Annotated in this window: 21 protein-coding genes and 1 CRISPR repeat array; of the genes, 5 read left to right on the forward strand and 16 right to left on the reverse strand. The window is 36.9% G+C overall.

The features are described 5' to 3' along the window. From LF20184_RS09625 to LF20184_RS09640, 4 genes are all read right to left on the reverse strand, one after another. Entirely contained in the window at positions 1-2,979 is a 2,979-nt protein-coding gene (locus LF20184_RS09625) for a type I restriction endonuclease subunit R (RefSeq protein ID WP_010018725.1), read from the reverse strand. A gap of 163 nt (positions 2,980-3,142) precedes the next feature. After that, positions 3,143-4,111, reverse strand: a complete 969-nt coding sequence (locus tag LF20184_RS09630; protein ID WP_010018724.1) for a restriction endonuclease — start codon at positions 4,109-4,111, stop codon at positions 3,143-3,145. 73 nt (positions 4,112-4,184) lie between these two features. Then, the gene (locus LF20184_RS09635) at positions 4,185-4,880 is read right to left on the reverse strand and encodes a DUF554 domain-containing protein (RefSeq protein WP_010018723.1); all 696 of its coding nucleotides are present in this window, start codon (positions 4,878-4,880) and stop codon (positions 4,185-4,187) included. Between the two features lie 58 nt (positions 4,881-4,938). After that, the gene (locus LF20184_RS09640; protein ID WP_010018722.1) at positions 4,939-5,754 is read right to left on the reverse strand and encodes a MerR family transcriptional regulator; all 816 of its coding nucleotides are present in this window, start codon (positions 5,752-5,754) and stop codon (positions 4,939-4,941) included. 166 nt (positions 5,755-5,920) lie between these two features. Between LF20184_RS09640 and LF20184_RS09645 the strand changes: the two genes are divergently transcribed. Together LF20184_RS09645 and LF20184_RS09650 are read left to right on the forward strand one after the other, a co-directional pair. Continuing rightward, positions 5,921-8,392: a DUF11 domain-containing protein gene (locus LF20184_RS09645; protein ID WP_010018721.1), complete on the forward strand. Its 2,472-nt coding sequence runs from the start codon at positions 5,921-5,923 to the stop codon at positions 8,390-8,392. A gap of 184 nt (positions 8,393-8,576) precedes the next feature. Beyond that, a complete protein-coding gene (locus LF20184_RS09650; protein ID WP_010018720.1) occupies positions 8,577-11,084 on the forward strand; it encodes an isopeptide-forming domain-containing fimbrial protein in 2,508 nt (835 codons plus the stop codon). Positions 11,085-11,148: 64 nt separating this feature from the next. Here the strand turns inward: LF20184_RS09650 and groL are convergent, their stop codons facing one another. Together groL and groES are read right to left on the reverse strand one after the other, a co-directional pair. Further along, on the reverse strand, positions 11,149-12,786 hold the full coding sequence (gene groL / locus LF20184_RS09655) for a chaperonin GroEL (protein ID WP_010018719.1): 1,638 nt from the start codon (positions 12,784-12,786) through the stop codon (positions 11,149-11,151). Positions 12,787-12,835: 49 nt separating this feature from the next. After that, complete coding sequence (gene groES / locus LF20184_RS09660) at positions 12,836-13,120, reverse strand: co-chaperone GroES (protein ID WP_010018718.1); 285 nt, start codon at positions 13,118-13,120, stop codon at positions 12,836-12,838. A 216-nt stretch (positions 13,121-13,336) separates the two neighbouring features. On the opposite strand from groES, the gene LF20184_RS09665 reads away from it, so the two are divergent. Continuing rightward, entirely contained in the window at positions 13,337-13,888 is a 552-nt protein-coding gene (locus LF20184_RS09665) for a CPBP family intramembrane glutamic endopeptidase (protein ID WP_010018717.1), read from the forward strand. An 84-nt stretch (positions 13,889-13,972) separates the two neighbouring features. On the opposite strand, the gene LF20184_RS09670 is transcribed toward LF20184_RS09665, so the two are convergent. From LF20184_RS09670 to LF20184_RS09685, 3 genes are all read right to left on the reverse strand, one after another. Further along, positions 13,973-15,253, reverse strand: a complete 1,281-nt coding sequence (locus LF20184_RS09670) for a cation:dicarboxylate symporter family transporter (RefSeq protein ID WP_010018715.1) — start codon at positions 15,251-15,253, stop codon at positions 13,973-13,975. 759 nt (positions 15,254-16,012) lie between these two features. Continuing rightward, complete coding sequence (manA, locus tag LF20184_RS09680; protein ID WP_010018713.1) at positions 16,013-16,981, reverse strand: mannose-6-phosphate isomerase, class I; 969 nt, start codon at positions 16,979-16,981, stop codon at positions 16,013-16,015. A gap of 20 nt (positions 16,982-17,001) precedes the next feature. Then, positions 17,002-17,652: a redox-sensing transcriptional repressor Rex gene (locus LF20184_RS09685; protein ID WP_010018712.1), complete on the reverse strand. Its 651-nt coding sequence runs from the start codon at positions 17,650-17,652 to the stop codon at positions 17,002-17,004. Positions 17,653-17,790: 138 nt separating this feature from the next. On the opposite strand from LF20184_RS09685, the gene LF20184_RS09690 reads away from it, so the two are divergent. Together LF20184_RS09690 and LF20184_RS09695 are read left to right on the forward strand one after the other, a co-directional pair. Continuing rightward, positions 17,791-19,704, forward strand: coding sequence for an ABC-F family ATP-binding cassette domain-containing protein (locus LF20184_RS09690; protein WP_010018711.1), 1,914 nt, complete (start codon positions 17,791-17,793; stop codon positions 19,702-19,704). Between the two features lie 614 nt (positions 19,705-20,318). After that, positions 20,319-21,164 carry a DUF368 domain-containing protein gene (locus LF20184_RS09695; RefSeq protein WP_035181753.1) on the forward strand — a complete coding sequence of 282 codons (846 nt, stop codon included), beginning with the start codon at positions 20,319-20,321 and terminating at the stop codon, positions 21,162-21,164. A gap of 30 nt (positions 21,165-21,194) precedes the next feature. On the opposite strand, the gene LF20184_RS09700 is transcribed toward LF20184_RS09695, so the two are convergent. The 7 genes from LF20184_RS09700 to LF20184_RS09725 form a co-directional block, all read right to left on the reverse strand. Beyond that, the gene (locus LF20184_RS09700) at positions 21,195-21,680 is read right to left on the reverse strand and encodes a hypothetical protein (protein WP_198403320.1); all 486 of its coding nucleotides are present in this window, start codon (positions 21,678-21,680) and stop codon (positions 21,195-21,197) included. A 51-nt stretch (positions 21,681-21,731) separates the two neighbouring features. Continuing rightward, complete coding sequence (locus tag LF20184_RS12780) at positions 21,732-21,902, reverse strand: hypothetical protein (RefSeq protein WP_010018707.1); 171 nt, start codon at positions 21,900-21,902, stop codon at positions 21,732-21,734. Between the two features lie 144 nt (positions 21,903-22,046). Beyond that, positions 22,047-23,390 (reverse strand): PFL family protein, encoded by a 1,344-nt coding sequence (locus LF20184_RS09705; RefSeq protein WP_010018705.1) that lies wholly within the window; start codon positions 23,388-23,390, stop codon positions 22,047-22,049. Between the two features lie 11 nt (positions 23,391-23,401). Then, a complete protein-coding gene (locus tag LF20184_RS09710) occupies positions 23,402-23,668 on the reverse strand; it encodes an ACT domain-containing protein (protein ID WP_010018703.1) in 267 nt (88 codons plus the stop codon). Between the two features lie 241 nt (positions 23,669-23,909). Beyond that, positions 23,910-24,209: direct repeats of the CRISPR family, unit length 36 nt; unit sequence GTTTTACTATTTCTAGATTCTTTAAGGTACAAAAAC. A 27-nt stretch (positions 24,210-24,236) separates the two neighbouring features. Beyond that, positions 24,237-25,004 carry a CRISPR-associated protein Csn2-St gene (gene csn2-St / locus LF20184_RS09715; RefSeq protein WP_056945244.1) on the reverse strand — a complete coding sequence of 256 codons (768 nt, stop codon included), beginning with the start codon at positions 25,002-25,004 and terminating at the stop codon, positions 24,237-24,239. 44 nt (positions 25,005-25,048) lie between these two features. After that, positions 25,049-25,942, reverse strand: coding sequence for an IS3 family transposase (locus LF20184_RS09720; RefSeq protein WP_099240376.1), 894 nt, complete (start codon positions 25,940-25,942; stop codon positions 25,049-25,051). Beyond that, complete coding sequence (locus tag LF20184_RS09725) at positions 25,939-26,613, reverse strand: helix-turn-helix domain-containing protein (protein WP_082607452.1); 675 nt, start codon at positions 26,611-26,613, stop codon at positions 25,939-25,941. The genes LF20184_RS09720 and LF20184_RS09725 overlap by 4 nt, the downstream gene beginning before the upstream one ends. Between the last annotated feature and the right edge of the window lie 8 nt (positions 26,614-26,621).

The following is a 26,621-nucleotide window of genomic DNA, read 5'->3' on the forward strand; positions in this document are numbered from 1 at the left end:
TTATTTCTCCCCTGCAATGTATGGTGCTAAGTCGTCTTTGATAAACTTTCTCCAAGCACGCTGAACTGAACCTTTAAAACTCAAGATATTGCGATATTCATGGCCGTTACTTTCGGCAACTTTAATATCAGCCGTCTGTTTCAAAGCTTGTTCATGTCCAAATTCACCGGTTGCTTCATATTCAGTTACCAAGCGGTTAAATAATTCTTCATCAAGTCCATATTCATTGACGAATTTAGTTATTTTTTGTTGCTTCTTTCTACTTTGATGGAGTGCATAACTAGCTCTGGCATCATAATTAGCAGGTATATCTCCACGTTTTCTTTCTTCTGTCACGAATTCTCGGATACTATCAGCTTCACGTTGATTTCCGGATTTTGCAAATTTATCGGCAGCTTGGTTAAATTCATCAGCTGCAAATAGGTTTTCTGTATCTAACAAGTATTTAGTTGCTAATCCTAAGACATATTCTTTATCTATAAAAAGTTCAGTAATTACTACATCGTCAAGGTCATATTTTAATGAAATAGGATCCGAATCATCTTTATCGTCAGGTTTATGTTCCTTTAAATAATCCCTAATATTTTGAAAAGCACCTTGGAAATAACCAAATTCTTCTTTAGTTATTCCATACTCGTCAGCATGTTCAACCCAATCAAAATCAGAATATGAAGAGATGTATTGTAATTCTTTAGATAAATTCCTAAATTTCTTTAAGAAATCCACTTGTTCTTTTTCAGTGGATTTAGTTAAATTGTTCGCCACTTCAGGAGTTGGAGTAAACTCTTTTAGTTCCTTAACAGCTTCCTTGAAAGTATCTTCCATTTCATGAAATTCAGGTCGAAAGACTTTCTTGAATGAACCTTCTCCAGCGTACTTTTCAAACGCATCTTCAGTTCTTGCTCTCATCAGTTTAGGGCGTCTGAACATGACGATGTTTCCTTGCGTTTTATTCTTGTCATAAACACGATTAGTTCTAGCGAAAGCTTGAATCAATCCTTGATATTGCATCAATTTATCTAAATACAATGTATTCAATCTCGGTGCGTCAAAACCTGTCAATAAACGTGCCACTACAATCGTTAGATCAATTTCTTTATCTGGTGGCAAGTTTTTGTATTGTGCTTCAGTACGAGCTGTTCTTTTTGCAACATCATCGATATAGACATTCACGTTATCGAGAGAAAATGCCGTTTCTGATCCAGCATAACGAATCGAGTAGTCTCTCATAGCCTCTGCTAAACCTGAACGTTGTTCTTGATTGGCATCGCCATTTTCATTAATGGAATAAGTCAAAGCAACTTTAAGGTTATGCTTTCCTTTTTGTTCCATTTTTTTGAATAGTCGGTAATACTTCAAGGCCTGATTAATGTCTACAGTCGCAAAAATAGCATTGAATTTACCCTTTTCAGACTTTCTACGCCAATTCTTAATAATCCACTTCACAACTTTTAAACGATAATTTTGAGCAACCTCCTTATCACCGTTATATGCTTCGTCAGGTATTTGCTCTTCTTCTACTTCATCACCATTACGTTCATCAGTTACCTGCATCAAACTGACATACTCAGAATTAAATGGCAAAATAGCCCCATCACTTAGTGCGTTCCCGATGTTGTAGCGATGAAGCTCTGGTCCAAACTGGCTCTCGGTAGTTTGATCTTGTGGCGTTTTATTGAAATCAAAAATTGGAGTTCCGGTAAATCCATACCAATTCTGTTTAGGAAAAGCTTGGCGAATAACTTTTTGCATTTCTCCAAATTGCGATCTGTGAGCTTCATCAACGATAAATACCATGCGTTTCTTCATTACACTGGCTAAAGGTTCTCTATGACCAGTATTAATAGCTTCTTCATTTCTTTCAACGGCTATTTTCATTTTGTTAATGGTCGTTGTAATGACCCCCGGCTTAGAACTCCTAAGTCTTTTAATTAATTCTCCAGTATTATTAGTTTCAAAAATAGTATCGTCACTATTAGTTGAGAACTTACTAAAATTCTTTCCTGATTGATTATCTAGCTCTTTTCTATCTGACAAGAAAATCACTTGATTATTTGGATTTCTCTGCAATAAAGTAGCTATTTTATAGGCTGTGAGTGTTTTTCCAGACCCTGTAGCGTGCCAAACGTAACCATCTTCATGCTTAGAAAAAGCTTCACGAACAGCATTTACAGCATGAATTTGATATGGACGTAAAACTTTTAAGGCATCTCCATCAGCAACTGTGTAATTACTAATAAGATTGTGTGCCATAGGTATTTTTAAAAAGTCTTCGATAAATTGTTTCCAATTATGGACTGGTTGATTTTTCTTATCTAACCATTCAAAGAAGAATTTATTATTGAACAAGTCCGCACTCTTTTCGTTAGCAAAATAACGGGCCGTGTCTTCTTTTAAGGCCACAAAAATCTGAACGGCTGAAAATAAACCGTCATACTTATTTTCTGATTTGTATTTTACGATTTGATTTGATGCTTCCTTGATACTGACATCGACTTTTTTCTCTTCAATTTGAATCAAGGGTAATCCATTGAATAACAATGTCACATCAAAACGACGGTTAACATTATCAGGTGAATCTTCTTTGCCTGGACGAATAGCTTGACGAATAACTTCATAACGCATTTGTCCACCAGCAATTGCATCACGCCAAAACAACTTCAAGTCCATAGTTCCTAATTCCGGATTATCTCTTGCAATATTTAAGATTGATTCATAATTACCAGTTAAAAATTCATTCATTTCAGTTGGAGTTTTTCCACCGATATTACGCATAATTTCACTCATTTCAGTATCAGTGATTTTTACTCCGTTCAGAACACTATGATTATTTTGATTGAGAATCTCACGGAAATGGTTTTCCAAATCCTTGGGTGTCGCATTATCTAGTGCTTTGTTATACGTCCACCCGTTCTGAGTTAAGGTTTCTACAAACTCTTTCTCAAAAGCAAGCTCCCTTTTTGCTCTGTACAACACCATATATCTCCCTCACTTTACAGTTAAAAAACTACAAAAAACCTTCATTGTACTTAGTTTAACTGTAAAGTTTGCGCTGTTAAAGAGTTTTAGTATTTAAGAGTACGTTTTTCTTCTATTCCATAATAAAAAAGCAGCTAGACAAATTGTCTAACTACTCATTAAATTAATCTTCAAAAAAATCTTCATCAATTTCAAACAAATTTAAATGTTTTTTAACTTGAACACCAACTTGATATTGCAACATCAAATTAGTCAACTGAATCCCATCAATCAGGACTATTGAAAAATTCTTAGCGGTAGAAATAGCACTACTAGAAAAATGAGAAGTAGTAATAAATACACCACGATCGGCGTGAACACGTGACAAAGCTCCAAAGAAACCATCGATTGCTGGTCTTTGAACGACATTGTCATCTTTGTATCTCTTAGCTTGAATATAAACTGTACTTGTTCCCAGTGGATCTTGATTGATTATGCCGTCGATCCCACCGTCGTTAGTTTTTTGAGTAACCTTTGAAGAACCGTTTGGACCTTTATAACCCATTTTAACCAATAATTTTACAACCAAGTTTTCAAAAAAAGCTGGTTCCGCATCTTGAATTCTCTTTAACAAATTAGCAGCAATTTCATTATTATATTTGTCAGTTTGTTTAGTTAATTTGTCAATAACATCCATTTCTTCTGAAAAACTATCATCGCTATTTTCTTCAGCGTCTTCTTTTTCAGCAACACCTTTAATCCTATTTCGCTCTTTTAATTCATTTTTATGATTAACATAGGCTGGTAATGAATGTACCTTATTTCTAGTTAATTCTTTATCATCTAAGTTTAGAAGCTCCTTACCAACTGAAGAAATTCTATAGACACCTCTTGATGGTCGTTCAAGCGCCCCACCAGTGTTCAATTCACTAATAGCCCATTTAACTCTATCCTCAATCATATTAGCTCTAGGATTATTTGGATAAGTAGCTTCTCTCAAATCTTTTGGTAACTTTAGTGAATCAGCTATATCCTTAAAAATCATTTTAGAATTCTTTGCATTCCCGTCTTCTAAATAATGTAAAACATTAGGAATTAACGCATCCCATGTTGGCAATCCATGCTTTCCAATTTTCAAATCTCTATAATCCATATCTACCACCCATAAGAATATTAATAACTCCATTGTAATGTAAATAAAAAAGCCAGACAATCGTCTGACCAATTTAAAACATCTGCAAAACCCCAACCACCACAATCGGCACAATCAAAGATGGCAAGAGATTCAACACTTTAATTTTCTTAATATTTAACAAGCCTAATCCAGAAGCCAAAATCAAAATTCCACCAACCACAGTCAATTCCGTGATCATATCGGCATTGATTGAATTTTGCAGCAACATGGCGATCAAGTAAATACTGCCTTGCCAACAAAATACTGCCACTGCTGCGAAGGCCATTCCGAAACCAAACGTTGATGCTAAGACTATCGAAGTAATTCCGTCCAACATCCCATTGGTGAACAAGAATGTGTAGTCTTTGTTCAAGGCTGCTTGAATTGGTCCTAGAATCGACAACGAACCGATGCAGTACAACAAGATTCCGGTTGCCAAACCTTCTGCTAAATTACTTTTTCCATCAGCACTAGGTTTGGAATACTTCCCAACTAAATTATCAAAATGTTTCTCTAAATCGAGCCACTGTCCAATGACACCGCCAACTGCCAAACTGACGATGAACAAAACGGGATAGTGGCTTTTTGGCATGTGTTGCACAACTGCATTGATACCGACTGCCATTGCAACGAGTCCTAGTGCTTGTGTCAGAATCTCATTATACGCAGGTTTGATTCCTTTTTTGAAATAACTACCAGCAAAGCTGCCCACTAAAATCATGGCAACATTAAAAAACGTCCCTATCATGAGATCCCCCCTCGTAAATTTATTAACAAAAATTATAAACTCTCTAGTCACTAGAGGGTCAATTGTCTTTGATAGGAAATTTAATTTCTGTCACATATTTGTCAAAATCATCCGTAATACCATAATCAATCAGAGCTGTCTCAATCGCTGGACCACTAATTTCAAAATTATGTTTTTGGCAATATTGCAATAATTTTTGATATTGAATTGCTGCCGTATCGTGAGTTCCATGAAATCTCAAACGAATGTATTTACCAGCACTTAACGTACCAGTCGCATCCCCTGAATCTCCGGGTTCTAAAATCAACAGCAAGCCGTTGTAACTATCAAACTGTTCTCGCAATAAGTTTTCTTTTGAGACAGCTAGAGCAATTTTTCCCAAGAAGATATTTTTGTCCAATCCAAAACGTTTTCTCAAAGTTACGATTGGCAATTCAATATCGTCATTAGGTCGATAATCTTCATCCAAATAAACGACTGGAATTGCTGGCAAATCGACTATTTCAATCTTATCCCAAATACTATTCACCGCATCTTCAACTTGATTGATTCGAGCATCGATTCGTCGATCAATATTTTCTAATGCTGTTATTTGCTTTTGAACTTGTAATTTTTGTTCTCTCAACATTGCTTCCAACTTATTAATATCTCGTGCGTCAAAAAATTGCTTAATGGCATCAATCGGCAAATCCAAAGCTCGTAAATAAGTGATAACATTCAAACGCTCAAATTGTTGGGTAGAATAATAGCGATAATGAGTTTTATTGTTGATTTTTGCGGGTTTCAATAATCCGACTTCATCATAGTAACGAAGCGTTGGAACCTTGATATTAAAGAGTTTTGACAATTGCCCGATAGTAAAAAGTTGCTCCACGTCTTGTCTCCTTTGAGCTGATTAATTTGATTCAATTTATGAAAGAAAAATCATTAATAACTGAATCACAAGGATATTTATTTCGTTTTATAATACTTAGTGTATAGATATATTCTAAATTAATAAACTTTATATAAAAGTACTTCTACCACGGGGGAAAAACAATATGAGAGATTATAAGACGATTCCCAAACTATTCTTGCTCTTTTTTACAGCTTTGTTGATGGTTTTAACTTTTAATACCACAACTGTCAAAGCTCTTAATCAAACCGATCTTGAAAATGCCGAAAAAGTCATGCGTAAGTATGATGGTATTAATAATTGGCAACTCAAATCCTATAGTCCATCCAATGATTATGACACGATACCTATAGGTGGCAATATTTCAATTGGATACGCATTTGGTTCAGTACGTGATGCTAATGGTAATGTCAAAGCTGGCGATAATACTATTACAAAGGCCAGTACTGTTGGTAACATCAATGGCGCGCCCACAGTTAATAATTCTAAAATCAATATTTTTCTAGACTATAATGGTAAATATTATGGAATTCTCCATCAAAATAAAGATGCCTATGTTGGTGGAAGTAATCCAGGCGCCGCATCAGATACTTCAATTGACTTTGCGTTTCCTACAGGTAATAGTGATTCATATTTTTATAAAGATATGAACCTCCTTTATAAATTATCAGTATTTGATTCATCAAGTAATAGTAGCAAATTATTTTATGTTGGGACTGATTCTAATAAGAAAAAAGTCTTCAAATTAGTTGGTTACTATGGTCCTAAAGATGTTTACGTAGAAATAGTTTTAAGACCTTCACCTTCTGGATCACCTGTTATACAACGTGAATTGTATGTCTATAATGGTGGGTCTAGTACTGCTCAAATTCAACCCTTTTATGGTGAAGATACAGGATTAAATCCTAATAATGATGATCAAACGGTTGATAATGTCCCTATGTTCGCTATTGGTGGTGGACAAGGGCTTTATCTACTAAGTGGTTCTAATTACAATCCGGCTTCCAAGCTATTCGTTACAAACAACGTTGATGGCGGTTTCCAAGATTTTATGGGTAGAGTTTTGACAAATCCTACCAATTGGGGTGTCAAAGGGAAGGTTAACAATACTGGTTCTAATATTAGCGATCCCAGTTTACCTTGGGTTGCAAAGCCCTCATCAAGTCAAGTTGGTGATACAAAAGCTGATGCTGATGCTGATTTACTAAAAGGTTCGAACTATGGTCGTGAATACGATATCGTCGATGGTAATGGTAAGCAAGATACCGCTTATACATTAAGATGGCCACAAGAGAATCTAGAGGTTGGTCAAGTCAATAAATACGTTTCCAACATCGGTGCAACAATCTCAGGTTATGCTATCCCAAACGTCAAAAAGACTTACACTAATGCAACCTCAACTGATGGTAAAAATCACGTCGGAGATAAATTAAACTTCACGTTAACTGTCAGAAACGATGGTTACAATTCAAATTGGCAACTAACTAGAATATTAGATGAATTACCAAAAGGTTTAACAATTGACCCTAATTCCGTGAACACTTCCATGGCTAATGGCGACACAATTGACTTTAACCCCGGAGCTTCTATTCCTGATAAAGCTTCGACCAAATATACTTTCAGTGCCACAATCAATAATCAAGCTCCTTATTATTTGACTGATGGAAAATTAACTAATACAGCAAAATTCACTGGTAACAATAAGGGACAAAGCGATTCAAAGACTTATGAAGCTAGTGTCGACATCCCCGTTGAGACGCCAACCTTCAAATATCGTTTCACTAAACAAGTTAGAAATAATACCAATGATCCAAACGGTGCCTTTGCTAGTCAAACAACTGCTAAACAAGGCGACATCATCGACTACGAAGTTCAATTCATCAGTAATGGTACTTCCAATGTAACTGGTGGTAACTTCAAAGATGACTTACCTGCTGGACTAGAACTAGTTCCTGGTAGTGTGGCCTTAAATGGTGTTAAACAAAATGATTTGAATTTCTCACTCGGGACTTTATCCAACACTATAACTAACAAGATAACTTTTCAGGCTAAAGTCACAGCAATCGATGCTACTACGGCCTCCAATACAGCCTATATGACCAATATAATCACTAATACCGGTCAACAATACAGCAAAATTCAAACTGAAGCACCCGCAATCGTCAATATCGAAGTGGCACCGCAGACGACTTCATTCGTGGAAGTTCCTACTAGTATCGACTTCGGTAGTGTCAATATGACCGATTCAGAACGGATTTTACCCAATGTCAAAACTACCGGTAATTTGATTATCAATCATACCGCTGAAACACCTTTCCAAGTCAGCGTCAGTTACGACAACAACAATGCACCTTTAACTAATGGCAGTGACAAGTTGATCAATGACAATGACGACGCCATGTTCTTCCACCAAGCTAGCAATGAATCCAACAATTGGAGAACCGTCTCGACATCCCCTGTTCCAATCAAATCAGAAGGATTCTCCGGTCAAATGTTGAATCAATCATTGAATGACTTTATTGGTGCCAAGAAATGGAAATTAAGAGTTCCCGCCAACAGTAAATCTGGGAAATACACGGGTCAAGTAACTTGGACGATTGCCGATACAATCAATTAAATTAAAAAATAAAGCTATTATTTCGAAGAAAAATTTTGGGATAATGGCTTTTTTCATTTCGTGAAAGAAAAAGACTGAATAACTGAATCATTTTGTTAATAAATTCACCATATAATATATGTTATAAAGATATATTCAAAAACGAGAGATTTCATATAAATATATTTCTACGGGGGAAAATAAAATGAAAGGTTATCAAGCAATTCCCAAGGTATTTTTACTTGTTTTTACAGCTTTATTGATGGTTTTAACTTTTAATATTACTAATACTAAAGCTATTACAAAGACAGACGTACTAGCGGCAGAACAAGTCATGCGTAAATATGATGGAATTAGTAGTTGGCGGCTCATAGACAACGTGGCTACTAACCAATACGGATCCATCCCAATCGGTGGTAACGTCTCATTAGGTTACGCTTTTGGTGCTGCTCGTGACGCAAACGGAAATGTTAAAGCAGGCGACAAAACTATTACTTTGAGAAGTAATTACGACTTTAGTACAGGTATTCCTCATATCACAAATTCTAAAATAAATATTTTCCTAATAGACAATGGGAAATATTACGGTATTTTGCATCAAGGTGACAAATCTTATGTTGGTGGAAATCCAGAAAATGCTTCTATATCATCAATTGATTTTGCACTGCTTGAAAATAGTAATACCTCAAGTCCTTTTTATGACGGTATGAATCTTTTAACTAATGCAAGTCAGATAGACTCTTCTTATAAGACGTACAAATTATTTTATACGGCTAATGATAAGAACGGAAGAAAAGTATTCAAACTAGTTGGATATTTTAGCAAAAAAAATGTCTACTTTGAAATTGTCTTGAGACCATCTCCAAGTGGCTCACCCGTCGTGCAACGTGAATTATATGTTTACAATGCTGAAAGCACAACCGCTAAATTCCAAACCTTCTATGGCGAAGATACTGGTTTGAATCCTGACAATGACGACAATAGTTCAGTTGATAACGTTCCTATGTTTGCTATCGGTGGCGGTTTAGGTTTATACATTGAAAGTGGTTTAACAAATTCTGAATCAAAACTATTCATCACTAATAATATTGATGGTGGATTTAAAGATTTCATGGGTAGAGTTCTAGCAAATCCAGATAACTGGAGCATTAAGGGAAAAGATAACAATAAAGCTGAAATTGCTTCTCCAAAACTTCCAGTAGTAACAGATGATAATCATTCTTCCAGCTTAGACGGTGATACCAATGCTAAAGCCGATCAAAACTTATTAATAGGAAAAAGCAATTCTGGTCAAGAGTACAAGATCATTGATGGTAGTGGAAAACAAGATACTTCGTATATTTTAAGATGGCCTTATACTTCCCTAGCACCAGGAGGCGTAGCAAAATATGTTTCAAATATCGGTGCTACTGTTAAACCTTATGCCATTCCAACTGTTAAAAAAACCTACAAGAACTTAACTTCTAAAGATGGAACTAATAATGTAGGCGATAAATTACATTTTACTCTGTCAGTAAGAAATGACGGTTATGGTTCTAATTGGATAATTTCTAAAATCAAAGATGACTTGCCAAAGGGCTTAACCATCGATCCTAATAGTGCTCTGATAAATGAAAGTGGAACTGGAATTGATTACAACCCTAATACTGGCGTTACTGATGGTGCAACTGCAACTTATGAATTTGACGCCACTATCAATAATAAAGCTCCCATTTATGCACCTAATGGAATACTCACTAATACGGTTCAATTCACTGGTTACAATAAAGGCTTCAGTGATACTAGAACTTATGAAGATAGTGTCGATATTCCTATTGAAATCCCAAATTACAGTTATGATTTTACTCACCAAGTACGTAACATCACTGCTGATCCTAACAGTAATTTCTCCGATACTGTAGACGCTACTACTGGAGATACACTTGAAATTAAATCTGTCTTCACAGCTAGTGTTGCAACTGATAATAGAACTCGATATGTTAACAACATCAATACTGGATACACTTCAAAAGATAAATTACAATTAGTTCCTGGTAGTGTAACTTTGAACGGTGCGGGACAATCAGACTCTATTTTTAATGGAATATATCCGCCTGTCACTCCTGCTAATCAATCGAATACATTTATTTTCCACGTTAAAGTAAATAGTAATATTGAAGAAACTATTGAGAATTACGCTCAACTTCTAGATGCTACAAACTTTTTGACAGGTGAATCTTTGTATATTGACCCTTCAAATTCCATCTATATTAACGTTCATCCCCCTGTTCCAACAACTTCCTTCATCGAAGTCCCAGAACTAATCGACTTCGGCAGCATCAACTCCACTGGTACCGAAAAGATGCTGACAAATAAGCAAACTAAAGGAAATCTCATTGTCAGTCACAGCGCCGAAACCCCATATCAAGTTTTAGTCAGCTACGACAATAACAGTGATCAAGCTCTGGCTAATGGAGACGACAAATTGATTCAAGATGATGGCCTATCCTTATTGCTCGACAATAGTTCCAATGAAGCAGTCGATGATTGGGAACCATTATCTACAACGGGAATTCCCATCAACAATCAAGAGTTCGTTGGCTCTGATGAACCACTAGACCTTACTAAATATGTCGTTTTAGATAAATGGAAACTAAGAGTTCCTAGCACGGCAACATCAGGTCAATACAGTGGTCAAGTAACTTGGACGATTGCTGACACACCAATTGAATAGGACAACAAAAAAAGCGTTAGTAGAAAAATCTACTAGCGCTTTTGTATTATTTATTGGGGTTAAATTACATCATACCGCCCATACCACCGGCAGCAGGGTTACCAGCAGCGGGTGCAGCATTGTTATCCTTTGGTTCTGGCTTGTCAGCAACAACTGCTTCTGTTGTCAACAATAGTGATGCAACACTGGCAGCATTTTGTAGTGCTGAACGTGTTACCTTAGTTGGGTCGATGATTCCGGCTTCAACCATGTTTTCCCACTTGTCAGTAGCAGCGTTGAAACCAATTTCGTTTTCTTGGTTCTTGATGTGTTCAACGATAACTGAACCTTCGTAACCAGCGTTTTCAGCTATTTGACGTAATGGTTCTTCCAAAGCACGGGCAACGATGTTGATACCTGTTTGAACGTCGCCTTCAGCCTTTAATTCTTTAACCTTGCCAAGTACATTCATCAAAGCTGTACCACCACCAGCAACGTAGCCTTCTTCAACAGCGGCACGTGTAGCATTTAGAGCATCTTCAATTCTGTATTTGCGTTCTTTTAGTTCTGTTTCAGTAGCAGCACCGACTTTAACAACAGCAACACCACCAGCTAATTTAGCTAGACGTTCTTGTAATTTTTCTTTGTCGAAGTCTGATGTTGATTCAGAAATTTGTTTCTTCAATAGGTCAACACGTTCGTTGATAGCATCCTTGTTACCTGAACCTTCAACGATTGTTGTGTTGTCCTTTGTAACAGTAACCTTACCAGCTTGGCCTAATTGATCCATTGTTGTGTCTTTTAGTTCAAGACCAAGATCAGAAGTAATAACTGTACCACCAGTTAATGTAGCGATATCTTCTAGTTGAGCCTTACGACGGTCACCAAAGCCAGGAGCCTTAACAGCAACGACGTTGAATGTACCACGAATCTTGTTCAAAACAAGTGTTGGTAATGCTTCACCATCAATATCATCAGCAATGATAAGCAATGCCTTACCTTGTTGAACAATCTTTTGTAGTAATGGCAAGATATCTTGGATGTTTGAAATCTTCTTGTCTGTGATCAAGATGTAAGGATTGTCGAGGTCAGCTTCCATCTTGTCGTTATCTGTAACCATGTATTGTGAAATGTATCCACGATCAAATTGCATACCTTCAACAACGTCTAGAGTTGTATCGATACCCTTTGATTCTTCAATTGTGATAACACCATCGTTACCAACTTTTTCCATGGCGTCAGCGATCAACTTACCTGTTTCTTCACTAGCTGATGAAACTGAAGCTACTTGAGCAATATCATTCTTGCCTGAAACCTTGTGTGAAATCTTGTGAAGTTCATCAACTGCAGCGTTTGTAGCCTTTTCGATACCAGTTCTGATACCAACAGGGTTAGCACCGGCTGTAACGTTCTTCATACCTTCTTTAACGATTGCTTGTGTCAAAACAGTAGCTGTAGTAGTACCGTCACCGGCAATGTCATTTGTCTTTGAAGCTACTTCAGAAACTAGCTTTGCACCCATGTTTTCAAAGTGGTCTTCTAGTTCGATGCTCTTGGCGATTGTAACACCATCGTTTGTGATTTCTGGTGAACCGTAATTCTTTTCAAGAACAACGTTTCTACCCTTAGGTCCGATTGTTGTCTTAACTGTGTCAGCTAATTTGTTAACACCGTCCATCATCTTTGAACGTGCATCTTCTGAAAACTTAATTTGTTTTGCCATTAAATTTCACACTCCATATTCTGTAAAAATTTATCTAAAAGTACTTTTATTAGTCAACGATTGCCATGATATCTTTTTCATGAAGGATTAAATATTCATTGTCTTCATACTTAACTGTTGAGCCTGCATACTTGTCAAAAAGAACTTTGTCACCCTTCTTAACGTTCATAGGTACTGTCTTGCCATCATCAGTAACTAATCCAGCACCGACAGCAACAACTTCAGCTGTTTGTGGCTTTTCTTTAGCATTGTTAGCTAAAACAATACCACCAACTGTCTTTTCTTCTTCTTTATCGACTGTTACAATGACTCTATCTCCAAGTGGTTTTAACAATTTAAATACCTCCAATATAGTAATTCTACGTTTTTTTAACTTTTTTAGCACTCAAACATCTCTTGTGCTAATCACAAGTTTTATATTAACATTATATTGTGAAGTTGCAAGTATTTACCTTTAAAAAATTCGGAGGGAATCATGTCTTACCAAAAAAATCAGTTTTTCACGCTGCTAACCTATATCCTGCTGTTATCGTTAGGGACAATCCTATCAATGCTCTCTATCACGGGCTCAGCGTATTTTCTTACTATTACCCTAGGTTCACTTATCGCAACTGGTGTGATGATCTACTTAGTTAAATTAAGCGGTCCACTACCTTTTGAAAAAAAATCTGACCTCAATCACGATTTACAGTGGATCATCTTGGGTACGGTCGGTGCCATCGTAGTTCAATTCGGAATCGGCTTTTTAGATCAACTAGTCTTTCATGCCAGCACTAATTCGCAAAATACGATTGGCTTGCTGTTGATGGTCAAAGAATATCCTTACTATTTCCTTTACGTTATGATTGCTGCTCCGATAATGGAGGAAATCATCTTCAGACGAGTATTCTTCGCCAACTTGATCAAACCTACTAATATTTACATTGCTGCAATTATTTCGGCAGTTATCTTTGCTTTCATGCATCAAGATACGAGATTCTTAGTTTATGTCGCTATGGGATTGTGGTTTGCTTTTATTTATTACAAGTCAAAAAATATCTACGTCAGCGCCGGTAGTCACATCATTATGAATGCCATCGTTTTGACCATGAGTATCGCCTAAAAAAATAGCCTATCGGTAATTATAAAATTATCGGTAGGCTATTTACGTGTGTTTAAATCGTTTGTTTCTTACTACATGGAAATCTTAGTCTCCACGCTTGTAGGATGCGACATACTTCTCTCTTTTGTCCTCATCGAACTCATGCTCACTCTTAGCAATAATAACAGTTGCTAGTGAATTACCAACAACGTTAACAGCAGTACGTCCCATATCTACGAGACGGTCAATACCAGCAATGAAGGTCAAACCTTGCATTGGAACACCAATTGTTGAAACTGTGGCTAGTAGCACAACAAATGATGCACCTGGCACTCCGGCCATCCCCTTAGATGTTAACATCAATACCACTACAAGGGTAATTTGTTGCCCAAGAGATAAGTGGATATTGTAGGCTTGAGCCAAGAACAAAGCAGCTAGTGATTGATAAATGGCAGAACCATCAAGGTTAAAAGTATAACCCGTTGGAATAACGAATGAAACGATTCCTTTTGAAGAACCATAATCTTGCATCTTTTCCATCATCTTAGGTAGAGCAGCTTCCGAACTAGCGGTCGTAAAAGCTAAAGTAACTTCATTTTCAATAATTCTGAACATTTCATAAAATCTAACGTGGAACAAATGTCCCACACCAGCCATGACGACAAAGACGAAAAATGCCATTGTCGCATAAGCAATCACAATGAATAACAATAATGGCTTGAGGGAACTAAAGCCCATCTCACCAACTGTAACACCGATCAAAGCACAGACACCAATTGGAGCTAAACGCATAACCCAGTTAGTTACTTTGAACATAACGTTAGCGACAGCGTTTAAAACATCAACGATAATCTTACCTTGTTTACCAATTGAAGCCGTTCCTAATCCGAACAATACAGAGAAGAAGATAATTGGCAACATATCGCCTTTTCCAAGCGAGGCAAAGATATTTGTTGGAATGATACTCATCAAGATTGACCAAATACCCGAATGTTTGGCAGTTTTTGCCGTCGCAGTATATTGACTAATATCCGAACCTTTTAGACTATGAATGTCAATAAAGGTACCGGGATGAGTAACATTAGCGACGATAATACCAATAATAATCGCTATTGTTGTCATAATTTCGAAATAAATTAAAGTTTTTAATCCAATCCGACCAAGTTTCTTAATATCACCCATATTGGCGATACCAACGGTCAAACAGGAAATAACGATTGGTAAAACGATCATTTGAATCATGGAGATAAACATCGTACCAATGTTTTGCATAACTTGAATGGCAGCCTTATTCTGATAGAATAACTGCCCCAAAATAATACCTAGGATCAAACCAATGATGATTTGCCAACCTAAGCTTATCCGGAAAAACTTTTGCTTTTGCAATTTTAGGTCCCCTTTAAGTAAGCTTATTTTTAATTATAGAAGACTTTTCATCAAAATGGAAAATGTTAGCGATTCCAAATTAAAGGTTTTTTCATTTTGATTTTAAGGACGAACTATTTTATTTTAATAATGGTTTAATGTTCTAGTTTTAGTTTAATTTGGGATTTTTTGAAGAAAAATATACGGATTTATTTTTGGGGGTAAGTGTAAAAATGCCGTCGTCCGCAAAAATCCTGTGGCTGGCTGGAACATAGCCGACGCGATTTTGAGCTTTTGCATAAACCAAGTGCGCAAAATCTCAAAACTCGGTCTTTCACTAGGCAATAAATTGCCAAGAGAAATTTGGCTATTGAGCCGCCACAGGATTTTTGCTACCGACTAGATTTCAATTTCTATTTGGATTGAATTAGACACATAATTCCTAAAAAGCAGCCCTATTTCTTTATTCCTTACACAAATAAAACAAAAAAGGACATCATTAGAATACAACAATCTATTGCAATTCTAATAACATCCTCTATTAATTTTTTTGAAGCAATTTATATAAAGATAGAAACCATAATCTAGTCGGGAGCGAGGTACTGGAAAATGCTCAGCCGTGAAATTCCACTTAGCGATTTATCGCTTAGTGGAAGCCCAATCTTGAAGACTTTGCCCGGTTTTGGTCTTAGCAAAGGCTCCAAGTTGTAGCCACAGCGTTCCAGCGTTTTCCAGTGCCGAACGGACGACGGCAGTTTAGCATCCCTCAAAATAGTTAATTTAGTTTTCACCAGATTCTGAAGCGATAATATCCAAATCACCTGACAAAGTCCACTCGTTGATTGTTGCAGGAACAATCAAGTGTGTACCTTTCTTCAAGTCATAGTCTTTACCGTCAGCAGTGATCTTACCTTCACCGTTTAGAACTGAGATCAATGTGTACTTACCAATTTGGTGGTGCAATTGAACTGGTTCTTTGATTTCCCAGTGATAAACTGAGAAGAATGGTGAGATTGGTGGTTGAACGAAGGTTGTAAACTTGTTCTTGCCAACTTCTTTAGATTGAATATCTAGTTTTGGATCTTTGTGAGGTACTGTGATTGTGTCTTCTGATTGTTTGATGTGAAGATCACGTTTCTTACCAGTAGTCTTGTCGACACGGTCATAGTCATACAAACGATAAGTTGTATCACTGCTTTGTTGTGTTTCTAAGACCATGATTCCCTTGTTCAAGGCGTGAACTGTACCACTTGGTACGTAGTAGAATTCACCTTTCTTAACAGGAACTTTTCTTAATAAGTGATCCCAGTCGCCTGATTCGATCATTTGGTCGAGTTCAGCTTTGTTCTTAGCATTGTGACCATAAATCAAGTATGAACCTGGTTCTGCATCAATGATGTACCAGCATTCTGTCTTGCCTAGCTCGTGTTCGTGCTTTTCAGCATATTCGTTGTCAGGATGAACTTGAACTGATAGGCTAGCATTTGCATCCAAAATCTTTGTTAGAAGTGGAAATACTTTGCCCTTAGGATTACCGAATAATTCTTTGTGGTCATTCCATAGATCGGCAAGGATTTGACCAGCAAACTCGCCATTTACGACTTGTTCTTTACCATGTGGATGTCCAGAAATTGCCCAGCATTCACCAATTGTTCCATCAGGAATGTTGTAGCCAAATTCTGTTTCTAGTTTTCTTCCACCCCAGAGTTTCTCATGAAAGACGGGTTTTAAAAATAATGGTTCACTCATAAAAAAATTCCCCCAAAAATTTATTCTATTTCTTCAGTCATTGACTTATCACGGTCCAAGAAGAAAATCAACGTTTGCAATTCGTTTGCCAAATCGACATAGTGAACGCGAATACTGCTTGGCACGTTGATAATAACCGGCGTAAAGTTCAAGATTCCACGAACTCCAGCATCAGCTAACAAGTCGGCTGTTGTTTGCGCAGCATTTGAAGAAACTGTCAAAATGCAGACGTCGATCTGTTGCAAGTGGAGTTGTTCCTTTAGTTCACTAATATCGTAAACGGGAACTCCACTCTTGACTGTACCGACAATTTCTTTATTAATATCAAAAGCTGCTGCAATTCGAACATTATTTGTCCGAGAAAAGTTATAATTTAGTAAGGCGTTACCTAAATTACCGACCCCAACTAAAGCGACGTTGGTACGTTTGTCTTGATTCAATAACTTCTTAAAGAACGTTACTAAATCGTTTACATCGTAGCCATAGCCACGCTTGCCAAGTGCACCTAGATATGAGAAGTCACGTCTAATTGTAGCACTATCTATCTTAACCCCTTCTGATAATTCACCAGAGGAGATTTTTTTTGTACCCTCATCCTTGAGAAATTGGAAGTAACGATAATAAATTGGTAAACGCTTTATTGTTGCGTTTGGAACTGTTGTTTTTGTCATAATTTACCACCATATGTGTGTCATTTCACTAACATTTATACTAAATAAAAAACACAAAAAACGCAACACGTTAAACCTATAAAGGCATAAATTATTAATTAATGATAAAATTGTGAATAAGGTAAAGGAGCAATCAACTTGATTTTATTACAAGCACAAAACATTACCAAAAATTTTGGAACGAAGAAACTCTTTTCAAATGTCAGTTTCGAAATTCAAGACAATAGTCGTATCGGCCTCGTTGGTCGCAATGGTGTAGGTAAATCTACCCTATTAAAAATCATCTCTGACCAAGAGAGCTACAACAGTGGCAATATTGCACTCAAAAAAGACACCAATATTGGCTACTTAGCTCAGGACTCAGGATTAAATAATGACAGTAAAATTTTTGATGAATTGGAGCACGTCTTTGACTACCTCAAAGCTCAGGAAAAAAAGATGCGCGCTTTGGAAGAAAAATTGGCCAATCCTAATGTCGACAACTATGACGATATTTTGAAACAATACGACCAACTCCAAAATACTTTCCGCCAAGAAAATGGCTACAGCTATCAGTCTGAAATCAGAAGTGTCCTCAAGGGGTTCGGCTTTGATGAAGATGTTTGGCAAGACAAGATTTCGACCCTATCCGGTGGTGAGAGATCTCGTTTGGCGATGGCTAAAATGCTTTTAGAACATCAGGATATCTTATTATTGGATGAACCGACTAACCATTTGGATATCAATACTGTTGAATGGCTAGAAAGCTATCTTAAAGGCTACAAAGGCGCTTTAGTAATCGTATCTCATGATCAGTACTTCCTAGACAAAGTCGTTAACGAAATCGTCGAGATCAATCAACACTCTTCTACTCACTACTCTGGTAACTATACTTTCTACTTACAAGAAAAGAAGAAGAATCAAGAAGTTGCTTGGAAACATTACGAAGAGCAACAAGCCGAGATCAAACGGACCGAAGAGTACATTCAGAAAAATATCGTCCGCGCTTCAACTACTAAGATGGCCCAAAGTCGTCGTAAAAAGCTCGAACACATGGATGTCTTAGACCGTCCCGGCAGTGATCAAGGTTCAGTTCACTTCTCATTTGAAATCGACAAAGAAAGTGGTAACGACGTGCTTTTGGTCAAAGATGCTGCTATCGGTTACGATGATCGGATCATGTCTGAACCTATCAATTTGGATGTCAAAAAAGGCGAACGTGTCGGTATCATCGGACCTAACGGTATCGGTAAGTCAACTTTCTTGAAATCAATCCTTGGAAAAATTCCGATGATCAAAGGAACTTCCCAATTTGGCGCCAACGTTCAAGTCGGTTACTACGACCAGAATCTAAAAGGACTCGATCCTAAAAAAGACGTCTTGCACGAAATCTGGGACCTCTATCCTAGACTCGACGAACAAATCATCCGTAAGAAATTAGGAGCCTTCCTGTTCAGTGGCGACGACGTTCTAAAACCTGTAGCTGGATTATCCGGTGGTGAAAAAGCCCGTTTGACTTTGACCAAATTATCTATGGAACACGATAACTTCTTGATCATGGATGAGCCCACTAACCACTTGGACATCGACAGTAAGGAAGTTCTTGAAGATGCCCTAAAGGAATTCCCTGGAACAGTTCTCTTCGTATCCCATGACCGTTACCTTTTGAACACTTTGGCCAATCGTATCGTCGATATCGGCGAACACGGCAGCAAAATTTATCTCGGTGACTACGACTACTACGTTGAAAAAACTTCTGATACACCAGTGGTCGAAGAAACTAAGAAAGCTCCAACTGTCAGTGAAAAGAAAATGGAATATCAACAATCTAAAGAACAACAAAAACAAGAACGTAAATTACGTCGTCAAGTTGAGGATTTAGAAAACCAAATCGCTGAATTGGAAGAAAAAAATGCGGCTATTCAAAAAGAAATGACCAAGGATGAAAACTTAACTTCTTACAGCAAATTGGCTGACTTGCAAAAAGAACTTGATGAGAACAAAGCTAAGCAAGATGAAATCGAAGAAGAATGGACTAATAAGTCGATTGAATTGGAAGATTTTAATAGTTAGTTTGTGGTTTACTTGCCGTCGTCCGTTCGGCACTGGAAAACGCTGGAACGCTGTGGCCACAACTTGGAGCCTTTGCTAAAACCAAAACCGGGCAAAGTCTTCAAGATTGGGCTTTCACGTAAGCAATAAATTGCTAAGTGAAATGTCACGGCTGAGCATTTTCCAGTACCTCGCTCCCGACTATATAATGGTTTTTATTTTTATATAAATTACTTAAAAATTAATAGAAGATATTATTGGAATTGTAGTTTATTGCTGCAATTCTAGTAATACCTTCTTTTTATTATATTAAAAAAAGAAATGAATTAATTATTCATAAAGTATGGATTTAACTCCATCTAAATAGAAAGTGAAATCTAGTCGGTAGCAAAAGCCCTGTGATGGCTCAGCCGGCAAATTTATTCTTAGCGATTTATCGCTTAGAATAAGACCCAGCTTTGAAATGCTGCGCACTTGGTTTATGCAGTAGTTCAAAGTGGCGTCGCCAGCGTTCCAGCCAATCACAGGGCTTTTGCGGACGACGGCATATTTATCCACTTAACGATTTCTATTGCCTATTACCTAGAAATTTGATAACTTTGATTAAACGAAATTAAAAAACGAGGTACTTAACAATAAAACGAGATAATTTTTTAATTAGATTTTTCAAAGGTGTCATTATTGCTCTAGGATTCATCTTGCCAGGAGTTTCTGGTGGTGTCCTAGCTGCCATCATGGGAATCTATGAGAGATTGCTGAGTTTCATGGCCCACGTCAGACAAAACTTCAAGCGAGACTTCTTATACTTCTTGCCAATTGGTCTTGGTGGTATCGTCGGAATTGGCGTCCTTTCAAAACCGTTAGAATACTTATTAGCTCATTATCAAATGATTGTACTTTGGGGCTTTGCCGGAACCATTATCGGAACGCTGCCTACTTTGATCAAAGAATCTACTTCGCGGACTAATCGTGACAAAATCGATATTGTTTGGTTCTTTTCAATGTTTATCGGTGGTGGATTGTTCTTGTTCTTCATGAGTGAAATTTTTGGAACTATCCCGGCCAACTTCTTTGGTTTCATCATTGCCGGAGCTTTGATTGCTTTGGGTGTTTTGGTACCAGGATTGAGTCCTTCAAACTTGTTGATAATCTTAGGTTTATATACACCGATGCTCCAAGGTTTTAAGAGTTTTGACCCACTGGTATTCATTCCGATTGCTATTGGAGGAATCATCTCTATTTTGACCTTCTCAAAAGCTATGGAAAGTCTGATCAAACATCATCACTCCCGGGTTTATCATTTCATTCTCGGTATCGTTTTAGCCAGTACAGTTTTGATCTTAATCCCTAGTCCCTACTCGACCGAAAGTATTTCTTACGTTGGTGTCAGCGGAATGGATTGGATCTTGAGTATCGCCTTTTTCATTCTAGGATGTCTGTTAGCCCTATGGATGAGTAATTTAGAAGAAAAATACAAGTAAAAAAATAACGTTGAGATTAATTTCTCAGCGTTATTTTTGTAAGTAATCTTTTTTGATGCGATAAGACGTGGTCATACGGTCGTCTTGAATTGTTTGAATTGATTGTGAATATTGATGTTCAAAAGTCATGTTATTGCCTGCCTTTAGAGTTTCAATACCTAACAAATCTTGATAATGCAAAACTTGTCTCATTGTAAATTTGTCGCCTGACAACAAACCTAAAATTGGGAAATTCAACGTCTCTTGTTCCACATAACGCATGACATTTGAGAAAGTAATCTCAGGATTCAATTTAGGATTGGCCGCATAGTCGGTCTTTGCATAATTCTTAAATTGGTAGTCGTTTGAATCGATTAGACCATTCCCAAAAGGCAGGGACCATTTCTGCGTTCCTTGGTCTAATTTTACACGATGCCACGATTCATCACGACGGGAAGAAAATTCATCGCGAGTTGATTCGAACACTACGGCAACGTAATGGTAAATCTTAGTTTCATTTTCATTGTAAACGGTCAAAAATGGCACAAAAACGTGACTTGCTTCGATTTTGTAGTAAGGGAAATTCAGTTATTGCGCCAAGTCTTCAGCAATGTCTGTCAAAGAGTCGTTTTGGTTGTGATACTCGTACTCTGGCAGTCCAAATCCCGGTGTCATTTTACTGCTGGAATTCATGTAGATACCATCAGTTTGATCGTCATACTTTAAAACTACGTATGAAACTTTAGTTTTAGTTTTCATTAATACACCTCCCCTAATTTGTACCATACTTAGTAAATTTTTTTAAGCGATTTGATTAAATTTTCTCTTCTAATTGCATTATAGTTCCAAAAAATTATCTATGGCAATAAAAAAATACCGGTAACTAGACCGATATTTTCTAAATTAATTTTTGAATGAATGAATTGGTGCTGGGATCCGACCACCACGATGAATGAAATCAGCTGGTGAATTGGTATTAACTGCCATAACTGGAGCTTTTCCAAACAAGCCACCGAACTCAACTTCATCACCAACTTTTTTACCAGTAGCGGGAATAATTCTTACCGCTGTTGTCTTATTGTTGATAACACCGATAGCAGCTTCGTCGGCAATCATACCACTGATAGTTTCAGCAGTCGTGTCACCAGGAATAGCAATCATGTCCAAACCAACTGAACAAACAGCTGTCATTGCTTCGAGTTTTTCGATGTTCAAACGACCAGCCGTTACAGCACGAATCATTTCAGCATCTTCAGAAACAGGGATGAAGGCACCTGACAAACCACCGACGTGTTCACAAGCCATGACGCCACCTTTTTTAACTGCGTCATTTAGTAAAGCTAAAGCGGCAGTTGTTCCTGGAGCTCCGACACTTTCCAAACCGATTTCTTCAAGAATCTCGGCTACAGAATCACCCTCATTAGGCGTTGGAGCAAGAGACAAGTCTACGATACCAAATGGTACGCCTAAGGCCTTAGAAGCCACGTTACCGACGAATTGACCCATTCTAGTTACTTTGAAGGTTGTCTTCTTGATAGTTTCAGATACAACATCGATTGGTTGACCTTTAACTTTTTCCAAAGCGTTCTTAACAACACCGGGACCACTAATACCAACATTGATTACACAGTCAGCTTCACCAACACCGTGGAAAGCCCCTGCCATAAATGGATTATCTTCAACCGCATTGGCAAAAACAACTAGACTCATACAATTTACTGGATCAACTTTGGCAAGATCTTTGATGACTGTACCCATCTTTTGAACCGCATCCAAGTTGATTCCAGAACGAGTTGAACCGACATTGACTGAACCACAGACACGACTAGTTTCCGTCAAAGCTTGTGGCAGTGAGTTGATCAATTTGATATCGCCAGATTGATAACCCTTTTGAACGAGTGCTGAGAAACCACCAATCAAGTCAACACCTAAGTCTGTCGCAGCTTTGTCCATAGTTTTGGCAAATTCAACGTAATCTTTATCATCAGAAGCGGCCGCAATCAGAGAAATCGGCGTTACTGAAATACGCTTGTTGACGATGGGAATGCCGTATTCAGCTTCAATTTGGTTAGCTACCTTGACTAAGTCCTTAGCTTTAGTAGTCAATTTGTTGTAGATTTTTTGACGAGCCTTCTTACCATCGCTGTCGATACAATCAAACAGAGAAATTCCCATGGTAATCGTTCTAATATCCAGCTTTTCTTCAGAGACCATCTGGATTGTTTCTAAAATCGAATTAGTTTCCATCATTGATCCCCCTAAAGTTTTTGAATCGCATCGAAAATTTCTTGACGTTGAATGCGAATATCCAAACCGGTTTCTTGACCAAGACCAGCTAACTCTTGTTGTACCGTGTCAAATTGAGTTGAGTTATCGAGCGTTACCATCATCATCATTGTAAAATTCTCGTGCATCAAAGTTTGCGAAATATCAATAATATTAACGTTCAATTCAGCCAACTTAGTTGAAACTTTAGCCACGATACCAACGTGATCATGACCAATTACTGTCAAAATTGCCTTCATAGTGATCCCTCTTCCTTGGAAAGTTTTGAGACTATCATAAACGAGAATATTAATTTGGGCAATAGGTATTTATGGTTAAAGTTAAAATTAATTAGAAAAAATGTAATATTATTAAATTTAATGACACTTTTGCAAAAATAAAAAGACTAGATTCCACCATGATCTAGTCTTCTTTGGGTTTTACTGTTTTGGATTCTTTTGGGAGTACAAAAACTACTTGATACTTTTAGAAATAATTATTGTTTTACTATTTCTAGATTCTTTAAGGTACAAAAACGGGGGGGCACTAGACTAATGTTCGCAGGTAGTTTTACTATTTCTAGATTCTTTAAGGTACAAAAACTCAACTAAACGTTGAATACGCATCAAATATGTTTTACTATTTCTAGATTCTTTAAGGTACAAAAACGAGCTTTCAACCAAGCGGTAATTTCGGCTAGTTTTACTATTTCTAGATTCTTTAAGGTACAAAAACTACTTGGGTTACTGTTGTGAGTGTTAAATAGTTTTACTATTTCTAGATTCTTTAAGGTACAAAAACCTCAAATTCAAAATCTTAATTCGTCAATTAATCTTCCAAAAATTTGGTTTCTGCACCCGTTAGTGATTGAGATTTTAGATCATACGACGTCTCATATCCTAAAATATCGTTCACTACCTTTAATAATACCAAATCTTTATTAGATATGAACACTTTTTCCTTAATTCCTATAAACGGAATAATTCTTTTTAATGAATCAGTAATCTCATTCTCGGACATATTAAAGTTATTAGGATAATGCAGCTTGATAGATTCCATCAATTCATCGATTGGCAGTAACTGGTTAAATTCATCAGCCGCTAACACTACACCATCAATTTCACTTGAATCTAGTGGAATATTATTCAAACTATTACCCAAATAAATTAATTTCAAATCATACTCTTTCATTAGCTCCTTAACTTTAATCAATAAATAGTCGATATCTCTTGGAGCGATAAAACTATCTAAGTTATAAAGTATCAACCAAACTGGTAAACCGGTATTTTCCAAACGAAATTTCAAAAAATTCAAGAATTCATCGAGCAATAATTCAGTATCCATAAATTCTAATGGATAGTCTAATCCTCTTTCCTTGTACCCCATCAACAATTTTGTTTTAAGCAGATCTGCATAAGAAAAGCTCTGAAATTCACTTTGAAGATTATTTGAATAATTATCTAGATGTTGTTGTAACAAAATCTCTATTTTCAATAATTCATCGTTTAATCGTTCAATTGAACGATCAATATCTAAATCATTTTCAAAACTATTCAAGAAATCAAATAGCAATGTATCTTTCTTATGCGTTGGCACCTGTCAAGTTGATATTTGAAATAATATAAAAATTGAATATTTTTTTAGATGGCCATATCCCAGTGTTCTGCTGGGGTATGGCCATTTATTGTTTGTGATCTGTTTATATGATTGAAATAGTGAATTCCTTCGTTGACAAGTTTGACTAGTTCTTTGTAAGTCTTAGGCATTGGATGGCGATTCATCCAACGTAATTTGAATTCACTCCACCAACGTTCCATTGGTGAATTATCGTACGGTGTACCTGGTCTTGACATACTTCTAATAACGCCATGTTCATCTAAAAAATTTCCAAATGATAATGACGTAAACGCTGATCCGCGGTCCGTATGGACCATCGGACACACATTACCAGCTTTTGTAAATGCACGTTGAAATACAATTATTTCAGCTGCTGAAGTTTCTGTAAGGCTGATATTACTTGAAATTAAATAACGACCGTAGAGGTCTAAAACTCCACTCAAACGGACTTTATATTCGCCGTTTAAGCCGTAAGGAATTTCTGTTGAGTCACATAACCAGACTTGATTAGGTCCCGTTACCTCGAAATTTTGATTCAGTACATTATCTTGTATATAAATCTCTTTTTGTTTAGAACGATTGTGTTTCTTGATTCTAGACTGACATTTAATGTCTAATTCTCTCATTAAACGTTTCACTTGTTTAAGTGAAACCTTAAATGTGATTTGATTATCCGCTAATAGGTTAATCAATATCTTGCCTGCACCAATAGTCTTAGTATTTAATTCGTACCAGTACATAATACGTTCTTTTAATAGCTTATCTTGAAGTTCCTTTTCCGTTTCTGTACGAGTCCAGTATTTGCTATATGCTTGTCGGCTAACACCGACAACGCGCAGTAAAACGGTTATGGCTCCATGATTATTTTGACTGACTTCCTTTATTGCCTGGTAAGCCAATCTATGTTGTTGTTTCACCCCCTGTGCTGAATTTCTTGCAATTTTTTTGCGAATTCCTCAATTAATTTTTGGTCTTTTAATTGGGATTCCAATTCTCTGATTTTTAAATGCGCTTTATCTAATTCTGTTAAGTCATCTTTTGCTTTGTGATGGCCCCGGCCATCGATCAAAGCTTTATAACCGCCGTCCTTGGATTTTAAAACCCAAGAACGAACTTGTTGATAAGATATGGAATACTTTTCTGCAGCTTCCTTATAAGTATGTTTGCCCTTAACGACATACTCTACGATTTCGATACGTTCTTCAAAGGTTATCTTTTTTTTCATAATGGAATTCTTCTTTCTTGGTGAGCCATCCTTCAACAGTTTTCCATTATTATACTTGAACACCCAGTCCGATACTTGAAAAGTATTTCTTAAACCATATTTATAGGCAATGGTTTCTAAAGAACCTTTACCTTCAAGATAGTCTGTCACGACTTGTAATTTAAATTTATATGAATATTTTGTACGCTTTGTTATTTCCTTCAGGCCGTCGATTCCATATTGATCGAAGAGATGGACCCATCTACGAAAAGTTTTATGAACAATATTATTTTTTCTGGCAAATGTTCTGAGTGGATAAGTTGACTCTTTGAATCCTAGCACTAAATCTAGCTTTTCTTGAAGTGAGTGTTTACTTCTAGGCATAGAAAAAT

Source organism: Companilactobacillus farciminis KCTC 3681 = DSM 20184, assembly GCF_002706745.1.
Taxonomy (GTDB): Bacteria; Bacillota; Bacilli; order Lactobacillales; family Lactobacillaceae; genus Companilactobacillus; species Companilactobacillus farciminis.